Annotated in this window: 24 protein-coding genes; 12 read left to right on the forward strand and 12 right to left on the reverse strand. The window is 68.1% G+C overall.

Annotated elements, in window-relative coordinates; genetic code table 11:
- The first annotated feature begins 148 nt into the window (after window positions 1-148).
- From ACIQ51_RS09940 to ACIQ51_RS09950, 3 genes are read left to right on the forward strand one after another with little or no spacing between them, the layout of a single operon-like run.
- Window positions 149-1,171: a heme A synthase gene (locus tag ACIQ51_RS09940; RefSeq protein WP_396204882.1), complete on the forward strand. Its 1,023-nt coding sequence runs from the start codon at window positions 149-151 to the stop codon at window positions 1,169-1,171.
- Between the two features lie 17 nt (window positions 1,172-1,188).
- The gene (locus ACIQ51_RS09945; RefSeq protein ID WP_396204883.1) at window positions 1,189-2,124 is read left to right on the forward strand and encodes a heme o synthase; all 936 of its coding nucleotides are present in this window, start codon (window positions 1,189-1,191) and stop codon (window positions 2,122-2,124) included.
- Between the two features lie 47 nt (window positions 2,125-2,171).
- The gene (locus tag ACIQ51_RS09950; protein ID WP_396204884.1) at window positions 2,172-3,914 is read left to right on the forward strand and encodes an ABC transporter ATP-binding protein; all 1,743 of its coding nucleotides are present in this window, start codon (window positions 2,172-2,174) and stop codon (window positions 3,912-3,914) included.
- Here ACIQ51_RS09950 and ACIQ51_RS09955 read toward each other — a convergent pair.
- The 3 genes from ACIQ51_RS09955 to ACIQ51_RS09965 all read right to left on the reverse strand — a co-directional run bounded on the left by ACIQ51_RS09955 (window position 3,911) and on the right by ACIQ51_RS09965 (window position 6,788).
- Window positions 3,911-4,777, reverse strand: coding sequence for a carboxypeptidase-like regulatory domain-containing protein (locus tag ACIQ51_RS09955; RefSeq protein ID WP_396204885.1), 867 nt, complete (start codon window positions 4,775-4,777; stop codon window positions 3,911-3,913). The two genes, ACIQ51_RS09950 and ACIQ51_RS09955, sit on opposite strands and share 4 nt — an antisense overlap.
- A 116-nt stretch (window positions 4,778-4,893) precedes the next feature.
- The gene (locus ACIQ51_RS09960; protein WP_396204886.1) at window positions 4,894-6,072 is read right to left on the reverse strand and encodes a M24 family metallopeptidase; all 1,179 of its coding nucleotides are present in this window, start codon (window positions 6,070-6,072) and stop codon (window positions 4,894-4,896) included.
- A 26-nt stretch (window positions 6,073-6,098) separates the two neighbouring features.
- Window positions 6,099-6,788, reverse strand: coding sequence for a hypothetical protein (locus ACIQ51_RS09965; RefSeq protein WP_396204887.1), 690 nt, complete (start codon window positions 6,786-6,788; stop codon window positions 6,099-6,101).
- 65 nt (window positions 6,789-6,853) lie between these two features.
- Here ACIQ51_RS09965 and ACIQ51_RS09970 point away from each other — a divergent pair, with 65 nt between their 5' ends.
- The 7 genes from ACIQ51_RS09970 to fabF all read left to right on the forward strand — a co-directional run bounded on the left by ACIQ51_RS09970 (window position 6,854) and on the right by fabF (window position 12,480).
- Window positions 6,854-7,210: an anti-sigma factor family protein gene (locus ACIQ51_RS09970; RefSeq protein ID WP_396204888.1), complete on the forward strand. Its 357-nt coding sequence runs from the start codon at window positions 6,854-6,856 to the stop codon at window positions 7,208-7,210.
- A 20-nt stretch (window positions 7,211-7,230) separates the two neighbouring features.
- Window positions 7,231-8,037 carry a DUF92 domain-containing protein gene (locus ACIQ51_RS09975; protein ID WP_396204889.1) on the forward strand — a complete coding sequence of 269 codons (807 nt, stop codon included), beginning with the start codon at window positions 7,231-7,233 and terminating at the stop codon, window positions 8,035-8,037.
- A gap of 56 nt (window positions 8,038-8,093) precedes the next feature.
- Entirely contained in the window at window positions 8,094-9,335 is a 1,242-nt protein-coding gene (locus tag ACIQ51_RS09980; protein ID WP_396204890.1) for an NAD(P)/FAD-dependent oxidoreductase, read from the forward strand.
- Window positions 9,332-9,805, forward strand: coding sequence for a flavin reductase family protein (locus ACIQ51_RS09985; RefSeq protein WP_396204891.1), 474 nt, complete (start codon window positions 9,332-9,334; stop codon window positions 9,803-9,805). The genes ACIQ51_RS09980 and ACIQ51_RS09985 overlap by 4 nt, the downstream gene beginning before the upstream one ends.
- 8 nt (window positions 9,806-9,813) lie before the next feature.
- Entirely contained in the window at window positions 9,814-10,515 is a 702-nt protein-coding gene (locus ACIQ51_RS09990; RefSeq protein WP_396204892.1) for a methyltransferase domain-containing protein, read from the forward strand.
- A 112-nt stretch (window positions 10,516-10,627) separates the two neighbouring features.
- A complete protein-coding gene (locus tag ACIQ51_RS09995; protein ID WP_396204893.1) occupies window positions 10,628-11,155 on the forward strand; it encodes an SRPBCC family protein in 528 nt (175 codons plus the stop codon).
- Window positions 11,152-12,480 (forward strand): beta-ketoacyl-ACP synthase II, encoded by a 1,329-nt coding sequence (gene fabF / locus ACIQ51_RS10000; RefSeq protein ID WP_396204894.1) that lies wholly within the window; start codon window positions 11,152-11,154, stop codon window positions 12,478-12,480. The genes ACIQ51_RS09995 and fabF overlap by 4 nt, the downstream gene beginning before the upstream one ends.
- Before the next feature lie 27 nt (window positions 12,481-12,507).
- Here fabF and ACIQ51_RS10005 read toward each other — a convergent pair whose 3' ends face one another.
- From ACIQ51_RS10005 to ACIQ51_RS10040, 8 genes are all read right to left on the reverse strand, one after another.
- The gene (locus tag ACIQ51_RS10005) at window positions 12,508-13,050 is read right to left on the reverse strand and encodes an inorganic diphosphatase (RefSeq protein ID WP_396204895.1); all 543 of its coding nucleotides are present in this window, start codon (window positions 13,048-13,050) and stop codon (window positions 12,508-12,510) included.
- 20 nt (window positions 13,051-13,070) lie between these two features.
- Window positions 13,071-14,054: a porphobilinogen synthase gene (hemB, locus tag ACIQ51_RS10010; RefSeq protein ID WP_396204916.1), complete on the reverse strand. Its 984-nt coding sequence runs from the start codon at window positions 14,052-14,054 to the stop codon at window positions 13,071-13,073.
- A gap of 59 nt (window positions 14,055-14,113) precedes the next feature.
- The gene (gene hemC / locus ACIQ51_RS10015; RefSeq protein WP_396204917.1) at window positions 14,114-15,094 is read right to left on the reverse strand and encodes a hydroxymethylbilane synthase; all 981 of its coding nucleotides are present in this window, start codon (window positions 15,092-15,094) and stop codon (window positions 14,114-14,116) included.
- An 86-nt stretch (window positions 15,095-15,180) separates the two neighbouring features.
- Window positions 15,181-15,963 (reverse strand): uroporphyrinogen-III synthase, encoded by a 783-nt coding sequence (locus ACIQ51_RS10020; protein ID WP_396204896.1) that lies wholly within the window; start codon window positions 15,961-15,963, stop codon window positions 15,181-15,183.
- A gap of 8 nt (window positions 15,964-15,971) precedes the next feature.
- Entirely contained in the window at window positions 15,972-16,142 is a 171-nt protein-coding gene (locus ACIQ51_RS10025; RefSeq protein ID WP_396204897.1) for a hypothetical protein, read from the reverse strand.
- Window positions 16,142-16,855, reverse strand: a complete 714-nt coding sequence (gene ccsA / locus ACIQ51_RS10030) for a cytochrome c biogenesis protein CcsA (RefSeq protein ID WP_396204898.1) — start codon at window positions 16,853-16,855, stop codon at window positions 16,142-16,144. The genes ACIQ51_RS10025 and ccsA overlap by 1 nt, the downstream gene beginning before the upstream one ends.
- 5 nt (window positions 16,856-16,860) lie before the next feature.
- Window positions 16,861-17,577: a heme exporter protein CcmB gene (locus ACIQ51_RS10035; RefSeq protein WP_396204899.1), complete on the reverse strand. Its 717-nt coding sequence runs from the start codon at window positions 17,575-17,577 to the stop codon at window positions 16,861-16,863.
- Entirely contained in the window at window positions 17,574-18,401 is an 828-nt protein-coding gene (locus tag ACIQ51_RS10040) for an ABC transporter ATP-binding protein (protein WP_396204900.1), read from the reverse strand. The genes ACIQ51_RS10035 and ACIQ51_RS10040 overlap by 4 nt, the downstream gene beginning before the upstream one ends.
- A gap of 78 nt (window positions 18,402-18,479) precedes the next feature.
- Between ACIQ51_RS10040 and acs the strand changes: the two genes are divergently transcribed.
- Window positions 18,480-20,444, forward strand: coding sequence for an acetate--CoA ligase (gene acs / locus ACIQ51_RS10045; protein WP_396204901.1), 1,965 nt, complete (start codon window positions 18,480-18,482; stop codon window positions 20,442-20,444).
- 102 nt (window positions 20,445-20,546) lie between these two features.
- Entirely contained in the window at window positions 20,547-20,909 is a 363-nt protein-coding gene (locus ACIQ51_RS10050) for a hypothetical protein (RefSeq protein WP_396204902.1), read from the forward strand.
- Window positions 20,910-21,042: 133 nt separating this feature from the next.
- On the opposite strand, the gene ACIQ51_RS10055 is transcribed toward ACIQ51_RS10050, so the two are convergent.
- Window positions 21,043-21,765: a DsbA family protein gene (locus tag ACIQ51_RS10055; RefSeq protein WP_396204903.1), complete on the reverse strand. Its 723-nt coding sequence runs from the start codon at window positions 21,763-21,765 to the stop codon at window positions 21,043-21,045.
- Window positions 21,766-21,790: the final 25 nt, after the last annotated feature.

Raw genomic sequence — 21,790 nt, forward strand, 5'->3', positions numbered from 1 at the left:
GCTCCCCGCGGCGCCCACCAACAGCGCCGTACCCGCGCCCCGTCGATGGGTCGAGATCGTGCAGGTGCTCCTGCCCATCCTCGGCCTGGCTGCGGTGTTCTACGGCGCCTGGCAGTCCCTGTCGCTTCCCACCGGCTGAATGTCACCGATGACGCCCGTCCTTTCGCAGGCCCCCGCTTCCGTTCGCCGCGCCGCCTATGCCGCGCTCGGCGTGTCGCTCTTGCATATCGTGTTCGGCGCCATCGTGCGCATCTCGGGTTCGGGGATGGGCTGTGGCGATCATTGGCCCAAATGCTACGGCTACTGGTTCCCGCCACTCGAGCGGATGGACCTGATCATCGAAGTGTTCCATCGCTACCTCGCCTCGCTGCTGCTGGTGACGGTGGGCGCGACCGTGTTCCTCGCCTGGCGCAACAAGCAGGCACCGCGGGTGAGCGGTCGCGGCGGCGTGCTGCGCTCGTCCGGGCTCATGCTGGCGGTGGGCTTTTTCGCCGCGGCGTTCGGCGCGGTGACGGTGAACTTCTCCAACGCCTGGTGGGCCACGGTCATTCACAAGGCGATCGCGGTGACCGTGCTCGCCCTGGGCGCGGCGACGGTCGTGCGCGCCGGTGGCCTGGGGGCGGCGTCGGTATCGGCGGGCCACGGAACCCCCAAGGCGATCGGTGGAGCAACCGCGGCGGCCGTGATGGCGCTGCTGGTGGTGCTGCTGGGGGGGCTGACGGCCAAGGTGACGGGCGCCCCCGTGGCGTGCGTGGGTTTCCCGCTGTGCGGCGAGGGATCGCTGGGTGGCGGTCCGCAGCATCTCCAGCTCACCCATCGCCTCGTCGCGTATCTGCTCGTGGCGCATCTCATCTCGCTGCCGTTCCTCTTCCGCAGGCGTGGTGAGCCCATGGCCGTGCAGACCGCGGCATGGATCGGCATGGTGTTGGGCGTGCTTCAGGTGTGCTGGGCGGCGTGGATGGTGATCGGCGGTATCGCCGGTCCCGACAAGTACGCGCCGCGTTCCCTGCACCAGGCCACGGGCATCCTCATCTGGGTGACGGCGTTCGTCATGACGTACCTCGCACGCATCGCGGCGGGGAGGAGCACGGTGGGTGCACAGCAGGTGAGTGGGGTACCCGGCACGACGGGAGGCGCGATGACCGCGCGTGCCGTGCCGTCGGCGTCGTGACCGCCGTGGCCGGCGGCATGCCTGAGCAGCCCCTGGGAACGCCCGCATCGACGGCCCCGAGCGACGTGCCGCCCACCGACACACCGCTCTCGCGCGATTTGGTCGCGCTCACCAAGCCGCGCATCATCTCTTTGCTGCTGGTGACCACCGCCGCGCCGATGTATGCAGCGGGGTCACCGTCGCTCTGGACCGTGCTGCTGGTGATGATTGGCGGCTATCTCATGGCGGGCGGGGCCAACGCGGTCAACATGTACATCGACCGCGACATCGACGACGTGATGGCGCGAACCCGCCTGCGTCCCATTCCGAGCGGGCGCATGTCGCCCGTCCAGGTGCTGGCCTTCGGCGTGGCGTGCGCCACGCTGGCCACGTGGATGCTTGCGCACTTCGTGAACGTGCTGACGGCGGGGCTCGCGCTCGCCGGTTTCTACTTCTACGTGTTCATCTACACGCGCGTCCTCAAGCGCACGTCGCCGCAGAATATCGTGATCGGCGGCGCGGCCGGGGCATTCCCGCCGCTGGTAGGATGGGCGGCGGTGACGGGCACGCTCGACGTGACGGCGCTGTGCCTGTTCCTGATCGTGTTCTATTGGACGCCGCCGCACTTTTGGGCGCTGGCGCTGCTCAAACAGGTCGACTACGGCCGCGCGAAGGTACCGATGGCGCCACTCGTGTGGGGCGAGCGTGAGACCATGCACCAGATGGTCTGGTACACGGTGATCCTGCTCGTGCTCACGCTGCTGCCGGTGCTGTACGGCGCCTTCGGGCTGGTGTATCTCGCCAGCACCGTGGTGCTGGGTGGCCTGCTGATGTGGGGCGTGCTCAAGGTCCTCTGGGCGGCGCAGAAGGGGCAGCCGTGGACAGCGCCGGCATGGTGGGTCTACAAGTACTCGCTGCTGTACCTCGCGCTGTTGTTCGTGGCGATGGGCGTGGACCGGGCGATCGCTCGGTGAATTCGAAAGGGGGCGCGTCTGACGACGCGCCCCCTTTATCTTGAGGCGTGCCCATTGCCTCGTTGACCCTGCGGCCGCTGTCTCGCCTGCTGCCGCTCGTGCGGCCATACCGTAGCCGCCTGGCGGTGGCCTTCGTCTGCCTCGTCATTGCCGCCATGGCGGGACTCGTCTTCCCGGCGGTGATGCGCTACCTGCTCGATGCAGCATTCGAGCAGAAGGACGCGTCAGCCCTCGATCGCATTGCGCTGGGTCTGGTGGCCGTCTTCGCGGTGCAGGCGGGGGCGAACTTCGTACAGGTCTACCTGCTCAGTTCCTCCACGGAACGCATGGTGGCGGCGCTGCGGGCGCGCACGTTCGCGCACCTCATCCGGCTCTCCCCCGCGTTCTTCACCGAACGCCGGACCGGCGAAATCACGAGCCGCTTGAGCAGTGACCTCGGCCTGCTGCAGTCGCTCCTCGGCACGTGGATATCGGAGCTCTCGCGCCAGCTCCTGTTCCTGGTGGGCGGTGGGCTCATGTTGTTCGTCACCAACGTCCGCCTCACGCTCACTACACTCGCGGTGGTGCCGCTGGTGGTGGGGGCGGCCATCGTCTTCGGGCGTGCACTGCGCACGGCGAGCACCAGTGTGCAGGACCGCATCGCCGAGGCGATGGGCGTGGCGGATGAATCGTTCGGCGCGATCCGCACGGTGCAGAGTTTCACGCGCGAGGCCGAGGAAACGCGCCGCTTCGGGGCACTGCTGCGCGATCTGGTGGGGGTGGCGGTCTACCGTGCCCGGACGCGCGCGCTGTTCTTCAGCGTGGTGGGGTTCGTGGCCTTCAGCGCCGTGGCCGCCGTGCTATGGCAGGGGGGCACGCAGGTCCTCGCGGGCAAGCTCACCGCCGGCACGCTGGTCGCCTTTCTCTTTTACGCGCTGTTCGTCGCCGCGGCCATCGGTTCGCTTGCCACGCTCTTCGGCAACGTGCAGGAAGCCGTGGGCGCCGCGACGCGCGTGTTTGAGTTGCTCGACACCCGCCCGACGGTGCGCGATCCGGAGGCCCCGCAGGCGCTCCCTGCCCCGCTGCGCGGCGACGTGGCGTTCGAGGGCGTCGGGTTCTGCTACACGCCGTCGCACGCGCCGGTGATACACGACATCACCTTCCGCATGCGGCAGGGTGAGGTGGTGGCGCTCGTTGGGCGCAGTGGCGCGGGCAAGACGACGATCGCGAATCTGCTCCCCCGCTTCTGGGACGTGACCGAGGGGCGCATCACGCTCGATGGACTCGATGTGCGCGACCTCACCCTCGATGCCCTGCGTGGTGCGATCGGCATCGTGCCTCAGGAGCCGGTGCTCTTCAGCGGCACCATCCGCGAGAACATCGCGTACGGCAGCACTGCGGCCAGCGAGGCGGAGATCATCCGCGCCGCGCGCGCCGCGCACGCGTGGGAGTTCATCGAAACACTCCCCGATGGCCTCGAGACGCGCGTGGGTGAACGCGGCGTGACGCTGTCCGGGGGACAGCGCCAGCGCCTTGCGATCGCGCGGGTGTTCCTCAAGAACCCAGCCGTCGTGATTCTCGATGAGGCCACCTCCAGCCTCGACACCGAGAGCGAACGCTACGTGGAGGAGGCGCTGGCGGAGCTCCTCGAAGGGCGCACCACACTGATCATCGCGCATCGCCTGAGCACGGTGCGTCGGGCCGACCGCGTGATCGTACTCGACGCCGGGCGCATCGTGGAGATGGGTACGCACGACGAGCTGCTGTCCACCGATGACGGGGTGTACGCGAGGTTGTACTCGCTCGCCTAGAACTCCACCGCCACGCGGGTCTGCACCGCGCCGTCCACACGCACAGTGCTCGTCTTGATGCCGAAGCGCTCATGCCAGGTGACGAGGGTGTAGCGGCCCGGCGGCACGCCATCGAAGCGGAACCGGCCGTCGGCTTCGGTGATGGCCACGAACGGATGCGGCCCCACCACGATCCACGCGCGCACCCACGGGTGCATGTCGTCGGTGACCTGCACCAGCCCGGGCGCGCTGGTGGCGTCGCCAGTGGGGACCATCTGACCAGCGTCGCTCAGTAGCACCGTCGTGCGCGACGCGGATTCGCCAGCGGCGGTGAACTGCAGCCGCGACAGCATCGCGTCGCGCCCACTGATCATGATCGTGCTGCCGCGCGCCGCCCGCTGCACGCGCGGGGCGAGTCGACAGCCGTCGAGGGTGAGCTTGACGCGGCGGGGGGCCGTGTCGCGCGGACCGCGGCTCACCCCCATGAGCCACACGACGGCGTTGCCCACCCCGCCGTCGCGAGTGGCTACGATCGACTCGCTGAAGGGGCGACAGACGCCGAGGTTGTGCGTCGGCGTGATGCTCGTGTCGCGCGGCGCGCCACCACCCACGTGCCCGATGATCACGCCCGGCGTTGGCACCGCCCCCACCGTGTACACCGTGCCGTCGGCACCACCAGCCGCGCGCGCGAGTGCCGCGACGCCGACATTCCCCACCGTAGACCGGTCCTCAGAGCGGTCCGCGGACCGGTCCACGTCCGCGGTCGACGCCGTGCCGGCGGCGCTGGGGGCCATCGCCACGTCGGCGATGCGCGCCCCGCCAACGGCCGGCGCCGACTCACCACACGCCGCCACACCGACGAGGGCCGCCGGCCACAAGGCCACCGCCAACAGGGCGGCCAGGCCGCGCGGCCGCCACCATGCGGCGCGACACGCCGTGGCCCTGCCCTTCGTCGGGGCTGCGGAGGGCTGCGCCCGAGGTCCCGCCGTCACCTGACCGTTCACACGATGAACAGGTCGCGCTGCACCACACCCGGGGTCACGAGCAGCGCGTCGTCGCCCACGAACGCATTCACCTCGCTGCGCACGCCGAACTCCCCCACGAGATACACCCCCGGTTCGATCGAAAAGCCCACGCCGGGGATGAGCACGCGGTCATCACGCGACTCGAGGTTGTCGATCTGCGGACCGCTGCCATGCAATTCGCGTGAATCGATGCTGTGACCGGTGCGATGCCAGAAGTATGGCCCAAAGCCACGCTGCTCGATCACGGCGCGGGCGGCATCGTCGGCCTCGCCGCCGCGTACCACCTGGCCTGCGGCGATGCGCGTGCTGAGCAGCTCGAGCGCCGCATCACGCGCGTCGCGCACCGCTTCCCATACCTGCATCACCTTCTCCGACGGGGTACCGAGCGATCCCATCCACGTCTGGTCGGCGTAGATGCCGCCGGGCTCCTTCGCCCACAGGTCCACGAGCAGCACGTCGCCGCGCTGCACGAGCCGTGGACGCGAGGCCGACGGGACATAGTGCGGATTGGCCGCATTCTCGGAGGCGGCTACGTCGGGGCCATGGTCGGTCTCGAGCCCGGCGCGTGCGAAGGCATCGAGAATACGCTGCTGCAGCTCATGCTCGGCCGCCGGCGTACCTGCCGCCACCATTGCGCCGGCATGATGGATGACCTCGTGCGCGATCGCGGCAATGTGCGCGGCCGCACGCTCGTGCGCAGCGCGCTGCTCCGGCGTCCAGGTGGCGTAGACCTGCGACACGAGATCGCCGCTGCTCACCACCGTGGCCCCGCTCGCGCGCACGAGCTCGAGCACGCCCGCGGGAATGCGATCGAGGTACGGGATGGCATCGCCTGGCGAATACTCCATGGCCACCCGCTTCCCGTTGACCAGGGCCGCCACTTCCGCCTCGAGCGCGCGCCATCCGCTGTACACGCGCAGCGGCCACGCCTTGGGCCAGTGTCGCCACGGCCCAGGCTCGATGGCATGCTGGATGCCGATCGGGAGCCCCTCGCGCGGGATGAAGGCGAACACGCGCCGCGAGCAGAGGCCACCGAAGCCCAGGAGCCCGGCCGCGATGGCATTGGTCCCGCGGAAGTCATAGAGCAGCCAACCATCGAGGTCGGCATCGGCCAGCAGGCGCTGCAGACGCGGCAGCAGCTCGGGGGTGAGCATGGCGGAAGAGGCGTGAAGAGGAAGGATCAGCGGCGGCGCCACTCGGCGCGCCACTGGCAACGCGAGTCGCCGCGGGCGCGGCACATGACATGGTCGACGGCGCCGTCGGCGTCGGCCAGGGCAAGCAGGGCCTCACGGAAGGCGGCTTCGTAGAGCCCGCAGCCCGCGCCACGCGGCGCCGCGTCGGCCGACACCGGTGACGCGACGTCGAGCAACAACGTGCTCCCCTGTCGCACCAACGTGCCCTCCATGAAGCGACGGGCGAGGCGGCGCAGCGCCCCGAGCGCGATGGGACGGGCCAGTAGTGCCGGGAGTGTGCGTGCGGCGCCGCGGCGGGGACCGCTGACGGTCTCCACGAAGGCGCGCGCCCAGCGGCGCCCAGCCTCGCGGAACGCGAGGTCGGCATCAGGGCGGCGGCCGATCAGGCGCGCGAGCGCGAGCACATCGTCGAAAGACACCCGCTGACCGGTGCGCACCGCATCGTTGTAGCGGCGGATTTGCTGCAGCACGGTCTCGCTGAGCCCCAGTCGCTTGTTGCGCAATTCGTGCACAAAGTCGGCATCGAGCTCCGCCGCCGGGGTATCGATGGCCTTGACGGCCTCCAGCAGCGCCAGTGGCAGACGTGCATCGAGAGGGCCACCGGTCAAGGCCAGGGCGTCGGTCACGGGGAAGGCCCGCGTCACGGTGCCGTCGGTCGGATGAGGCATACGCTGCATAGTCGTCCATGCTAACGTGTTTCGGGGCATGCAAACAAGCGCGGCCCCTCGCACGTTAGGAATTCGTGTGGCGCTTGCGCCGCGCCGGTGGTTCCGCCAGCGTTGCGAACGGGCTGCGCGTGTCCCCGGATCATCCATCACTCCCCGGCCGGTTTTCTCCCCTGAGCGCTGACTGCTTCACCTGTCGCCTCCATCTGCACGCCTTCGTGGACGGGGAGCTCGACACCGACATTCCCGGCTCGGCGCTGCGCGAACTGGTCCTTGCCCACCTGCGCGAGTGCGCGCGTTGCCAGCGCGTGGAGCGCCAGCTTCGCGCCATGCGCGAGGCCCTGTTGCGGCACGCGCGGCGCTCGGCTGAGCTCGACGGGGAGCGCGCCAGTGCGGAGTTTCACGCGCGAATGGCGCGACTGTTGGCGGGGTAAGGCGCCTGCCGCCGTTTCCGTTGTCGATCCTGCCCCAGCCTGTCGAGGGCCCCGCGATCGCAGCAGCCGTGGCGCTGGCCGCGTGGCGGGCCGGCAGTCTCTCGGCAGGCGGGGCGATTGCCGCCACCGTCGTGGGCAGCGTGGCAGCGATGGCTGGCTGGCCGTGGGGGGCCTTCCTGGTGGGATGGTTCGTGACGGCGTCGGCAGCCTCGAGGGCCGGCCGTGCGGTCAAGGAGGCCGCCACTGGCGACGTGGTGGCCAAGGGGGGACGCCGCGATCACTGGCAGGTATTGGCCAATGGCGGCGTGTTTGCCCTCTGTGCTCTGCTGGCGATGCTGTACCCCGCGTGGGCGCCACAGGCCGCGGTGGCTGGCGCATCGGCGCTCGTGGCGGCGGGCGCGGACACACTGGCCACCGAGACCGGCACGTGGTGGGGCGGGCGGCCCTGGTCGCTCCGTACCTTCGCGCCGGCCGCCGTAGGGACCTCGGGGGCGGTGAGTGCCGCCGGAACGGCGGGCATGGCGGTGGCCGCACTGCTGCTGGCGCAGATGGCGCGCACCGTGGACATGATCAGTGCGGGGGAGGTGGCAGTCGTCGCCGCGGCGGGCGTGGGTGGCGCACTCGCCGACACGCTCATTGGCGCCTGGTGGCAGGCCCGTCGGTGGTGCCCCAGCTGTCACAAGGAGACCGAGCAGAACCTGCACCGCTGCGGCACCGTCACGCGTCGGACCGGCGGCATGGCGTGGCTTGGCAACGATGCCGTGAACTTCCTCTGCACGGCCGTGGGCGCTGCAGCCGGGACCGCCATGCTGACGGTGCCGCGCTGACGGTGCACGGTGGGCGAGCTGCAACTGCGCAGCCATTCGCAGCGTTACTCTCACACATGTCGCACTTCGACGTTCTCATTGTCGGCGGTGGCCCCGCGGGCAGTTCGGCCGCCTGGCACTGCGCCCAGGCCGGACTCGAGGTGTGCGTGCTAGACCGGGCCGCCTTTCCACGCGCCAAGCCCTGCGCCGAATACGTGAGCCCCGAAGGGTCGCGCATCTTGCACGCCATGGGGGCGCTCGACACGCTGGAGACGCAGGCGGCGCAGCTCAACGGCATGGTGGTGCACGCGCCGTCAGGCGGGCGCATTCATGGCGAGTTCGTCGCACGTCACGGCTTTCGCGGTTTCCGCGACCGCGGGCTGGGGATTCGCCGCGAGGTGCTCGATACGGTCCTGCTGGATTGTGCGCGCGCCGCCGGCGTGCAGGTGATGGAGCGCGCCAAGGTCGACGCGCTCACCGTCGACCGTGCCGGTACCGTCACCGGGGTGAAAACCAACGGCCACACGATCAACGCCAGGCTGGTGATCGGCGCCGATGGCCTGCGCAGCGTAGTATCGCGCCGGCTCGGGCTGGCCCGGCAATCGCGCGTCATGCGGCGCGTGGCGCTCGTGGCGCACTTCCGCGATGTCAGGGATGTGGGCACGCTTGGCGAGATGCACGTGACGCGCAACGGCTATGTGGGGCTCGCCCGCGTGAATGAGGGCCTCGTGAACGTGGCGCTCGTGGTGCCCGCGCGTGCGTCGGTCTCGATGCGAGGTGACGCCGCGGGCTATCTCGACGCATGGCTGCGGGCGCATCCACAGCTCGCGCCGCGCTTTGCGGGGGCCACGCGCGAAACGCCCGTGCGTGCGACTGGGCCGTTTGCTTCACGTGCAACGCGTCCATGGGCGCCCGGTGTCATGCTGACCGGCGACGCCGCGGACTTTTTTGATCCCTTCACCGGCGAAGGGATTTATTCCGCGCTGCGCGGCGGCGAACTGTTGGCACCCTTTGCCCACGAGGCCGTGCAGGCCGCGTCCCGCACCCGGCAGTTGGACGCCTTCCGCGGGTACGAGCAGGCCCGCGTGCGGCAGTTTGGCGGCAAGTGGCGCGTGGAGAAGCTTGTCGGTCTCGCCGTGGCCTTCCCGCCAGTGCTCGACTACGCCGCCCACGTGTTATCGCGCGACCGTGACCTCGCCGATCTGCTCATCGGCGTGACCGGCGACTTCGTGCCGCCGTCGGCGATCCTACGCCCAGGCACGCTGCTTCGGTTGCTCGGGCTTGCCCCGGGCCATCGTTCCCCCTCCAACATCTCATGATTGATTCCGATCTGTTCCGCGCCGTGCTTGGCCGCTTTGCCTCCGGCATCACCGTAATCACCGCGTGCGATGCGAACGGGACGCCACACGGCATGACCGTCAGCGCCTTTTCGTCGCTCAGCCTCGATCCGCCACTCATTCTCGTGTGCGTGGCCAATGATGCCACGATGGCGCCGGTGCTGGCGTCGACCGAGACCTTTGCGGTCAATGTGCTGAGCGCAGGGCAGGAAGCGATATCGCGCCGTTTCGCCGGCAAGGTGGATGATCGCTTTGCAGGCGTTGGCTATCACGACGGTGAACTGGGCGATCCCGTCCTGGAAGACGTCCTGGCGTGGATGCAGTGCCGAGTGACCGCGCGGCACCCTGCCGGTGATCACGTGATCGTAGTGGGTCAGGTGGAACATGCCAGCGCCGCTGACGGCAAGCCGCTGCTCTACTATCGTGGCGGCTACGCCACGCTCGAGCGGTAAGTCGCGGCATGTTCACACCGGCGCGGCGCCGTGGCTCGGAGATCCTCGACGATCCTGACGCAGACGCCACGCTGTCATTGCGCTCACTGCGCGATGTGGCCCTCGCCAACCGGCTGTTCGGTGGCCGTCGCGCCGTGCTCGGTGAACTGCGCACGCTGCTGCGCACACAGTGGTCGAGGCCGAGCGGCGGGGCGCTCACCTTGCTCGATATCGGCACGGGCTTGGGCGACATCCCGGCTGCCGCGGCCGAGCTCGCCGCCGCACATGGCGTGGCGCTGCACACGATTGGCCTCGAGCGGACGCGCTCATTGGCGGGAGCGGCCGCGGCCCGTTGCCACAGTACCCTGACCGCTGACGCGATGGCGCTACCCTTTGCCACGGGGAGCGTGGACGTCGTGACCTGTTCGCAGGTCCTGCATCACTTCGATGGTGCCGAGGCGGAGCGCCTCCTGCAGGAATGCACCCGCGTGGCGCGCGTGGCGGTGATCATCGGGGATCTCCGTCGAAGCTGGCTCGCGGTCGCGGGGCTGTGGACCTCGTCATTCGTCCTGGGTTTCCACCCCGTGAGTCGCCACGACGGGGTGGTGTCCGTCTTGCGAGGGTATACCCGCCATGAACTACGCAGGCTGATCGCGCGCGCCACGAACCGTCGCCCAGCCGTCGCGGAGCGTCTGGGCTTTCGCATCACGGCGGTCTGGTCCCCGCGGTAGACTTCTCAGGCAGTACCATGGTCGCCCGCGCGTGGCCCGGCGATGGCCACCGTGTCGTGTTTGTGTGCTTACTCTGCGATCTGTGTTCACCTCAGCCATCCAGCGCATATCCATGGCTTCTGTCGAACTGTCCAGCGCCGCCCCGTTCGATCTGGGGCCGCCCCCCGCCGGTCGCCTCGTCACGACGATCGACGAGCAGCTGGTGCGCGCACCAGTGCAGCGGATCTTCGAGATTGCGGCCGCGGTGGAGCACTGGCCAGCCTTCCTGTCCCACTATCGCTCCGTGCGGTTCCGCGAGCGACGACGCGACGGCGGTGGCATCGTGGCGATGGCGGCGAACCGGCCGTTCGGGGTGGTGAACTGGCCCACGTGGTGGCTGTCAGAAATGGCGGTGAACCACACGGTGCCGTGGGTACGGTTCCGCCACATCGGCGGGGTCACCACGGGCATGGACGTGGAGTGGAGCTTCACCCCGGTCGAGGGGGGCACGCTCACGCGCATTGTGCACGTGTGGAACGGACCGCGGTGGCCGCTCGTCTCCGCGTTCGCTGCCACGCAGGTGATTGCCCCGGTATTCGTGCACGGCATCGCCTCCCGCACCTTGGCGGGACTGGCAACGGTGGCGGAGCAATCCACATGACGACGGGCGGGGACAACGACGGGAGCGGGTTCTCGCGGGAGCCACTGGGCGGGAGCCCGGACCGGCGGGAGCGGAGCCGCGATCAGGGTCGCCGTCGCGTGGTCGTAACCGGCATCGGCTGCATCACACCGATTGGAACCGGTGCCGACGCGCTCTGGTCCGGACTGCGTGCGCGTCGCTCAGCGGTCGCGCCGCTCACGCGCTTTGATGCAAGCATCTATCGCTCGCAGTGCGCGGCGCAGGTCAACGATTTCGACCCCACCGACTATATCGACGCGAAGCGGGTCAAGCGGCTCGATCGATTCAGTCAGTTTGCCGTCTCGAGCGCGCGCCTCGCCATTGCCGACGCCGCACTTGATCTGTCGCGCGAGCATCCCGAGCGGGTGGGCGCGATGATGGGGACGGCACTGGGCGGTGTAGGGTACGCGGAGGAGCAGGCGGCGCGCTTTGCGCAGCGCGGGCTGCGCGCGGTGGATGCCACACTGGCCCTTGCGGTATTCGGTGGATCGGCCAGCTGCAACATGGCCATCGAGTTTGGCGTGAGTGGCCCCAACAGCACCAACGCCATGAGTTGCGCGAGCGGCGCGATGGCGATCGGCGAGGCGTTTCGGCAGATCCGTGATGGCTACGCCGACGTGATGATGGCCGGCGGCTCCGAAGCACCGCTGGCCACGCTTTGCTTCGGAGCGTTTGCGCTCATTCGCGCAATGAGCACGCGCAATCACGATCCCTCCACCGCGTCACGCCCCTTCGATGCCGACCGCGATGGGTTCGTGATGGGGGAGGGCGCGGCGGTGCTGGTGCTGGAATCGCTCGACCATGCCACCGCACGCGGCGCGCGCATCTATGCCGAACTGGCGGGGTATGGCACCACCAACGATGCCCACCACATGACCGCCCCGCTTCCGGGCGGCGCGCAGGCAGCGCGCTGCGTGCGCATGGCATTGTACGATGCCGACGTGGCACCGGCGGACGTGCAGTACATCAACGCACACGGCAGCAGCACGCCGCTCAACGACCCGACCGAAACCGCTGCCATTCGCACGGTCTTCGGCGGCCACACCGATCGCCTTCCCGTGTCGAGCACCAAGGGATACTACGGCCATGCCCTCGGTGCGAGCGGCGCGTTTGAGGCGGCGATCAGTGCGCTCACCATCGCCCGCGGCTGGGTCCCGCCCACCGTCGGGCTTTCGGTGCCCGACGTGGCCTGCGCGCTCAACCACGTACCCTCGGACGGTTTGGATCTCGCGCCCGAGGTGGTGCTATCCAATTCGTTCGGGTTCGGCGGCATCAACGCGGCGCTGGTGATGCGGCGGAACGGATAACGCGCCCGCCGTTACCCCCTCCTGTGGTTATGCGGTTCCCGCGTACTTCGCCGCGTACCGCTCGATCGAATCCAGCACGATCTGCATCGCCGCGTCACCCTTGCGCCACCCCATGATCTCCATGCGCTTCCCTTCCAGATCCTTATAGATCTGGAAGAAATGCTCCACTTCCTTCAGGTAGTGGGGAGAGAGATCGGCGATGTCAAACACATCGGAGTAGTACGGATCATCGGCCGGCACGGCGAGGATCTTGTCGTCCGGCTCGCCCTTGTCGAGCATCATGAGCACACCGATCGGCCGCGCATTGATCTGACAGCCGGGAAAGGTGGGCTCGTTGATCTTCACCAGGACATCGAGTGGATCGCCGTCCTCATGGAGCGTGCGCGGGATGAAGCCGTAGTCGCCGGGATAATGCACGGCCGAGTACAGTACCCGATCGAGCTTGAAGTGACCGGTATCCTTGTCCAGCTCGTACTTGTTGCGCGAGCCCGAAGGGATTTCGATAATGGCCGTGACCTGTTCCGGCGGTGCGTAACCGGGAGCGATGTCGTGCCAGGGGTTGTGCAGCATGCGGCGGGCTCCGGGGTTGTTCAACGGCGCGCTAAGACAGCAGCCGCATCGAGGGCGAAATAGGTGATGATGAGATCGGCGCCGGCCCGTGCGATGGCCACGAGCGACTCCATCATCGCGCGCTCGCCATCGATCCAGCCGCGGTCCGCCGCGGCCTTGATCATCGAGTACTCGCCGCTCACTTGGTAGGCAGCGAGAGGCAATCCGGTCTCACGCTTTACGGCGGCGATGATATCGAGGTAGGCACCGGCGGGCTTCACCATGAGAATGTCCGCGCCCTCCTCCACATCCTGCCGTACCTCCCGCAACGCCTCACGGGCGTTCGCCGGATCCATCTGGTAGCTGCGGCGGTCTCCGAACGTCGGTGTGCTTTCGGCCGCCTCCCGGAAGGGACCGTAAAACGCCGAGGCATACTTGGCCGCGTAGCTCATGATGGGCACATGCGAATACCCCTCGTCATCGAGCGCGTCGCGCAGGTGACCGATGCGATGGTCCATCATGTCACTCGGTGCCACGATGTCCGCCCCGGCTTCGGCGTGCGCCAAGGCTTCCTTGGCCAGCAGCAGCAGTGTGGCATCGTTGTCGACGTCGCCCTCGGTCGTAAGCACGCCGCAGTGACCGTGCGAGGTGTACTCACACATGCACACGTCGGTGATCACGAGAAGCTGCGGGAATGCCTGCTTCACCGCGCGCACGGCCTCGACCACCGGGCCGTGCGGATCCCAGGCTGAGGAGCCCACGTCATCCTTCGTGTCGGGGATGCCGAACAGCAGGATGCCGGCGATCTTCGCATCGACGGCCCGCTGCGCGTCCTTCAGCAGCTCATCCACACTCGTCTGGTAAACACCGGGCATACTGCCGATGGGGCTGCGGATTCCCTCACCAGAGCGCACAAAGAGCGGCCAGATGAACTGCGCGGGATCGAGACGCGTCTCGCGCACCGCGCGGCGCATGGCCTCGGTACGGCGTAACCGTCGGAGGCGAACCGGATGCGGGCGCGCCATGCCGAAATCGGCCGGATCGAACGGCTCGGTGCTGAAGCTCCCGTCGCTCACGTTTTCACTCACTTGGGTTGCTCCGTTGCCTGGGACGACGTGGGGTGCGGGAGGGCCGCGCGCAGCTCCGCAAGAATGGCCGCACCTCCGGCCTCGTGGAGCTGACGCGCAAGCTCACGACCGCTGGCCGCCGGATCGTTCCGGTCAATGGGCAGTCCACCACGCACGACGCTGGCGCCGTCCACACTGGCCACGAGGGCGTGCAGCATCAGTCCGTATTGCGGTTCGTCGAGGGTGGCGGCACCAATGGGCACCTGGCATCCCCCCTCGAGGCTCGCCAACAGCGCGCGTTCGGCCGCCACGCTCAGGCGCGTGGGTGCGTGATCAAGCTTCCGGAGAATCGACAGCATGGCGTCGTCGGTCGCGCGAGCTTGCACGGCAATGGCCCCCTGCCCCGGTGCCCCCAGCCAGTCGGGGGCGTCAAGCAGCGAGACGATCCGATGGCCCAACCCCAGGCGTCGGAGGCCGGCGGCGGCGAGCAACGCGGCGTCCACCTGGCCCTCGTCGATCTTGCGGAGGCGCGTACCCACGTTGCCACGCAACTCGCACACTTCGAGATCGGGGCGCATGGCGCGCAGCTGCGCACGCCGGCGCAACGAACTGGTGCCCACCTTGGCGCCCTTGGGCAGATCCGCGATGGTGGTCGCGCTCACCCCCGGTCGCGTGACGAACGCGTCGCGCGGGTCCTCACGCTCCAGCAGCGCCACGATCGTGAGCCCGGCGGGATCGGCCGTGGGAAGGTCCTTGAGCGAGTGGACCGCACAGTCGGTGCGCCCGTCCAGCAGGTCGGCCTCGAGTTCCGCGGTGAACAGCCCCTTCTCGCCGATGGCCGACAGCGGCTTGTCGAGGATGCGATCACCGATAGTGGTGTACGTCACGAGCTCCGACTCCACGCCGAGCGCCGCAAGCAGCGACGCCACCTGGCGGGCCTGGAACAGGGCCAGTTCAGAGCTACGGGTTCCGATGCGAAGTGGACCGGTCATCCCAATAACATAGGGGCAGAGAGTGAAAGAGGCACGGGGACGGCGCGTGGACCTGGCCGCACCGCACTCCGTGGCCCTGTTCCTTCGTGCCGCTACGGTCGATACGCCGCCACGATGGCCTTGACCCAGCCTTCCATCGTCGCGGCGGTGCTCTCGAGCTTCACGGGGAAGCCCGCCCCCCGCGCGGCACGCGCCGTGACCGGCCCGATCGCCGCCACGGGCAACCGGCTCGCATGCTCTGGGGGTAGCGCGTCGAGCAGCGCGTCCACCGCGCTGGGCGCCGCGACGGTCACCAGATCCAGCGCGCCGGCGGCGACGAGCGCACGAATACGCGCCTGACCGTCCGGATCGGCCCCGCTCCGATAGCAGGGGACCACGTCGACGGTTGCCCCAAGTGCGCGGAGCCCGTCGGGCAGAACGTCGCGCGCGCCGGCGGCGCACGGATACAGCATTGTCGCCCCGTCAATGTCGCTGCGCTCGGCCATCACATCGACCATCCCCTCGGCCTGCGTCTTGTCCGGCTGCACGGTCGGGGTGCGCCATTCGCGCGCCTCGCACGCCTGCGCCGTGGCGGTACCCACCACGCTGAGGCGACGGGTAGCCATGGCCGCCTCGGCACCGTGCTCGTGGACGACGCGCGCAAGATGCTCCACCGCATTCACGCTCGTGAGCAGGACCCAGTCGTACTGGGCGAGCCGTCCCACGGCGGCATGTAACGGCGCAAGATCGAGCGTCTCGATCCGCGTCAGCGGGATCTCATGCACCGTCGCTCCCACACGACGCAACGCGTCGGCGAGTGGCCCCCCGCGTTCACCTGCGCGCGTGACGGCGATGCGCACACCGCGCAACAGCTCGTGGAGCGGTACGCCCTGCACGCGTCCGCTCAGCCGTTTTTCGACTTGGAGAAACGGCTCACCATGAGCGCGACGTACCCGATCAGCGCGCCAAGCGTGATGGCATATCCGGCCCACATATAGGGCTCTGTGGACGGCGGTCCGCCCGACTTGGCGACATACGCCACGGTATCCTGTACCAGCAGGAGTGCGGCAATCATCACGCGCCCTCCAACGCCGCACGTGCGTCACGCAGCGTCGCCCACCGCATCCGCATGCGCAGCAGTGCGAAGAACAGCAGCAGGAACGCCACCGTCGCCATGAGGAACGTCGCGAGCATCTCGGGAGGCATTGACGGCTTCTCGGGCTTGAGCACCACCGGCTGCGGATGCATGCCGCGGAACAGCTTCACCGTGAGATGAATGAACGGCACCAGCAGCGCCGCCAACGCGCCCATCACGGCCGAGAGGCGAGCGCGGCTCTCCGGGCTCTCCACGGCACCGCGCAACACCAAATAGCCCAGCACCAGCAGCCAGAGGAACAACGTGCTCGTAATGCGCGCCTCCCACACCCACCAGGTCCCCCAGCTGGTGCGCGCCCAGATCGGTCCGGTGACGAGCACGATGCCCATGAACAGCAGCCCCACTTCGGCGCTGGCCTCGGCGAGCCGATCGAGGCGCTCGTCTTTGAGCCAGAGATACAGGATGCTGGAAATCGCGAGCAGTCCGCAGGCCACATACAGGCCCACGATCGCCGCCGGCACGTGCACATAGAAATTCTTCTGTGCAGCGCCGAGCATCGCATCGACCGGCGTGAACCAGATCGCGCGCACACAGGAGGCGAGCACGGCGATCAACGAGATCGCGAGGAAACTGTCGAAGGCCTTGACGTCGGGCACCGTGCCCCGAGAAATGGTGGCGGCCGAAGTCGCCATGTGCACTACTCCTCGATCGTGAACGGAAAGACGGCAAGACACGCCGTCACGAACACCAGGTCGAACGCAAGCAACAGCTTGAACCAGGGCAAGGCGTCGTCGAGCGGTTGCCCGCGCAGGATCACCGCCGAGGTCTGCGCTGCAGGAATCACGAGCGGCACAAAGAACGGCAGCGTCATCATGGGCAGCAGCAACTCGGCCAGTCGCGTGTTGGCCGCGATCGCCGCGAACAGCGTACCCACCGCCGCCAGGCCGAGCGAGGCGCACAGCACGATGCCGATCAACACACCCCACGCGCTGCCCACCTGAAGATCGAAGAACAGCGCCACCGCCGGAAGAGTCAGCGCCTGCACCCCGGCAACGAACACCAGATTGGCCAGCACCTTTCCCGCAAAAATGCTCTCCCGGCTCATTTGGCTGGCCAGCAGTCCGTCGTAGGCCCGTTCGGCCTGCTCGAGACCGAAGCTGCGGTTGAGCCCCAGGAGTCCGGAAAAGGTGAAGATCACCCATAACACGCCCGGCGCCAGATCAAACGCGGGGATGGCGGTGGGGTCCCACGTGAAGCGGAAGATCACCACCGCCAACACGGCAAACACCGTGGCCGCGAGGAAAGCACTGCGGGTGCGGAATTCGATCAGCAGATCCTTCCGCGCGAGGCGGATTGCGTCGGCGAAGAACGCCGGGGGGCGGTGGCTCGCCGTGGCCGGCGCCGTCGTATTCACGCGATCCCCTCGTGCACCAAGGAACGGTACCGCGCCTGGAACGCCGCGAGGTCGAAGCCGACGGCCGACGGGCGCTCGTCATACACGAACGCCCCGTCACGCATGATCACCGCGCGCGTGGCAAGGGACAGGCCTTCCACGAGGTTGTGGGTGACAAGGACCAGCGTGGCGCCTCCTGCCTTGAGCTCACGCAGGGCGTCGGTGAAGGCCAGCGCACCGACTTCATCGAGGCCAGTGTACGGTTCGTCAAGCAGCACGAGCCGTGGACCGTGCACGAGTGCGCGCGCGATGCTCACGCGCTGCTGCAGTCCGCGACTCAAAAAGCGTACCGGTGTCTGTTCGCGGTCGAGCACCCGCAGACGCCCAAGGACCTGGGTGGTCGCCTGGTCCGCCTCCAGCACACCCTGACACTCAGCCGCGAAGCGGACATTCTCGCGTACCGTGAGCGCGGGGTACAGCATGGAATTGTGGCTGATCAGCCCCACCAGGCGCCGGGTCTCGGCTGGTCCCGGCAGCGGGACCCCATGCAGCTGCGCCGTCCCACGGGTTGCCTTGAGCAATCCACCGAGGAGCCGGAGCAGCGTGGTCTTGCCGGCGCCGTTGGGCCCAAACAGCGCAAGGCAGTCCCCCTCATGCAGGGAAAGCGATACCTCATTGACGGCCCGGCGCCCACCGAACGCCCGAACCAACCCCTCGGCGCGCACCGCCACAGGGGCCGCCTCCACCGTCACGCCTGTGGGCAGCACGCCGAGCGTGGCCACGGGGGGGTAGCCCGATGGGTGGCCCGCGACCGCTGTCGCACCGGTTTCGTGAGGGATCGGCATCGCTCTACATTAGCGGAACATTCCCTGCCCCGCGATTCCCTGCCCGTTCTCCTCCCCACCGGCCGCACCGGACCCACCATGAGCGACATCGACGTCCTGCTGCAGGAACACCGTTCGTTCCCGCCGCCCCCCGACTTCACGGCCCGGGCGCATGTGCGCGACTCGCGCCTGCACGACGACGCCGCGCTCTCCCCGAACGATTTCTGGGCGCGCGAAGCCGCGACGCTCGATTGGATGACGCCCTGGGAGACGGTATGCGAGTGGGCGCCGCCGCACGCCAAGTGGTTCACGGGTGGAACACTCAACGTGAGCGTGAACTGTGTGGACCGCCACATTCACGGCCCGCGCCGCAACAAGGCCGCGTTGATCTGGGAAGGGGAGCCGGGCGATCGTCGCACCTGGACGTACTGGGATCTGTACCGCGAGGTGAATCTCGCGGCCAACATGCTCAAGAAGCTCGGGGTCACAAAGGGAGATCGTGTGGCGATCTACCTGCCCATGATTGCCGAGGCGGTGGTCGCGATGCTGGCGTGCGCCCGCATCGGCGCCGTCCACACGGTGGTCTTCGGCGGTTTCTCGCCGGAGTCACTGCGCGACCGCATCAACGACTGCGGCTGCAAGGTGCTCATCACGGCCGACGGTGGCTATCGCCGCGGCCAGACGGTGGCACTCAAGCGCAACGCCGACGAGGCGCTCAAGGAGTGCCCCACGATCGAGCATGTACTGGTCGTCATGCGTCGCCGCAGCGGTGTGGGCGACGAGACATTCGCCGAAATGCAGGAAGGGCGCGATCACTGGTGGCATCGCCTGAAGCGCGAGGTGCCGGCGCACTGCGAGCCCGAGCCGATGGACGCCGAGGACGTGCTGTTCATCCTCTACACGAGCGGCACGACGGGTAAACCCAAGGGGATCGTCCATACCACCGGTGGCTATCTCACCGGTGCGGCGACCACCACCAAGTACGTATTCGACCTCAAGGACGAGGACGTGTACTGGTGTACCGCCGACATCGGCTGGATCACGGGGCATACCTATCTCACCTATGGTCCGCTCGCCAACGGGGCCACGTGTCTCGTGTACGAAGGCGCCCCCGACTGGCCCGATAAGGATCGCTTCTGGGAGATCTGCGAGCGCTACGGCGTGACGGTGTTCTACACGGCGCCCACCGCCATCCGCGCGTTCATGAAGTGGGGCACGCCGTACGTGGAGAAGCACGACCTCTCACAACTGCGTCTGCTAGGCTCGGTGGGCGAGCCGATCAACCCGGAAGCATGGATGTGGTACCACCGGATCGTGGGCAAGGAACGCTGCCCGATCGTGGACACGTGGTGGCAGACCGAAACCGGCTCGATCATGATCACGCCGCTGCCTGGCGTGACGCAGACCAAGCCCGGATCGGCTACGGTGCCCTTCCCCGGCATCAAGGCCGCGCTACTCGACAGCAACGCCAACGAGGTGAAGGTAGGCGGCGGCCTGTTGGCCATCACGCAGCCGTGGCCAAGCATGCTGCGCACGATCTGGGGCGACGATCAGCGCTACGTGGATACGTACTTCAGCAAGTGGCCGGGGCGCCCTGACCTGTACTTTCCCGGGGACGGGGCGAAGCGCGACGAGGATGGCTTCCTGTGGATTCTGGGGCGCGTGGACGATGTGCTCAACGTAGCCGGTCATCGCATCGGCACGATGGAAGTGGAGAGCGCGCTCGTGGATCACCCGGCGGTGGCGGAAGCCGCAGTCGTGGGCAAGACGCACGACATCAAAGGGCAGGCGATCGCCGCGTTCGTCACTTTGCGCGCGGGATTCACGCCGAGCGGTTCCCTCCGGGACGAATTGCGTGAGCATGTGGCGCTCAAGATCGGCGCCCTGGCTCGTCCCGACGACATCCTATTTAGTGCCGACCTCCCAAAGACGCGCAGCGGCAAGATCATGCGTCGGCTGCTCCGTGACATCGCGGAAGGGCGGGCACTCGGGGACACCACCACGCTGGCCGATCCGAGTGTGGTGGCGAGCTTGAAGGATCAGTACGAGGCGCAGGAATCGTGACGGTGTGCGGCCGCGCCGAAGGCGCGGCCGCACCGAGTTGAGGAGACTGTGCCGTGGATCACGGCACGAAACCCGTGGCGGTGGCATTTCGTCCGTACTGTTATGTCCATTCTGAACAAGCTCTTCCCCGAGACACTCTTCCCGCGCAAGCTGTCGGCCGACGCCGAGCAGCGGCTGCGTCTTGCGCAGGCGCGTGCGGAAGAGTCGCTCATCAAGACGCACGTGGATAACGCCCTCATGTTCGTCGACATGCTGGCGATCGATGTGGGCTACGAGCGCGCCATCGACATCTATGTGCGGGAGCTGGGGGTGCCCGACCCGCTGGCTGCGGTGGTGGCCACACGCGCCCTCGTGGCGCTGGGGGAGGTGCTGGTACCGCATCCGGAGCACGCCGACGGCACCATCGCGGCGCCATTGCCGGAATTGCGACTCGATGAGGCGGCGGCGCGGCGGCGGCGCGCGTAGCACCGTCCGCCAGACACCGGGACGGCTGATCGCGAAGCGCCCCGCGGTTCACGAGCTCTCGTGAACCGCGGGGCGTGTCGTATTTCTGGTGCAGAGTGGCGGGGGCTCGCTGTGATCGGGGCCCCTCGCCTCGTTACTTCTTCGCGCTATCCGCCGCGGGTGCGACGGCCGGTGCGACGGCCGGTGCCGCCGCCGCCAGCGAGTCCACGACCTTCTTGAGTTCGTCGAACGTGAGCCCGCCCGGATACACTTTGTTGCCCACAATGATGGTGGGCGTGCTGTTCACGCCACGCGTGTTGCCCTCGGCCTGATTCGCTTGAATCTGCGCGAGATGCTTCTGCGAATCCATGCAGGTGCCGTACGCCGCCATGTCGAGCCCGATGGCGGCGGCGTAGCCGTCGATCAGCTTGCGCGGGTTACCCGTGGCCTGCGTACTCCAATCGGGCTGGCCAGCGAAGAGCTGATCATGCATCTCCCAGAACTTCCCCTGATCGTTGGCGCAGGCCGCCGACAGGTGCGCAAAGAGCGTGTTCTGGTGGATCTGCGTGAGCGGAAAATCGTAGAAGCGGAAGTTCGCCAGGCCGGCGTCCACGAGCCGCTGCTTGATGTCAGGCCCCTGCAGCGTCGCAAACTGCCCGCATCCAGGGCACTCGAAGTCGGCAAACTCGATGATCGAGACCGGCGCGTTGGGATTCCCACGCAGATACCCCTCGGCCTGCATCGCCGGCGCGCCTGACGGCAGCTCGATCGGCGCGGGCTTGTTCTGCATGGTAGCCCAAAGACCGGCGCCGCCGGCCGCGAGTACGACCACGACCACCGCAATGAATCCGGTGTTCGACTTCTTCTTCGGCGTCACCTTTGCCACTCGCTCTCCTCGTCGT

The sequence above is a fragment of the Gemmatimonas sp. genome, from assembly GCF_044344655.1.
Lineage (GTDB): Bacteria > Gemmatimonadota > Gemmatimonadetes > Gemmatimonadales > Gemmatimonadaceae > Gemmatimonas.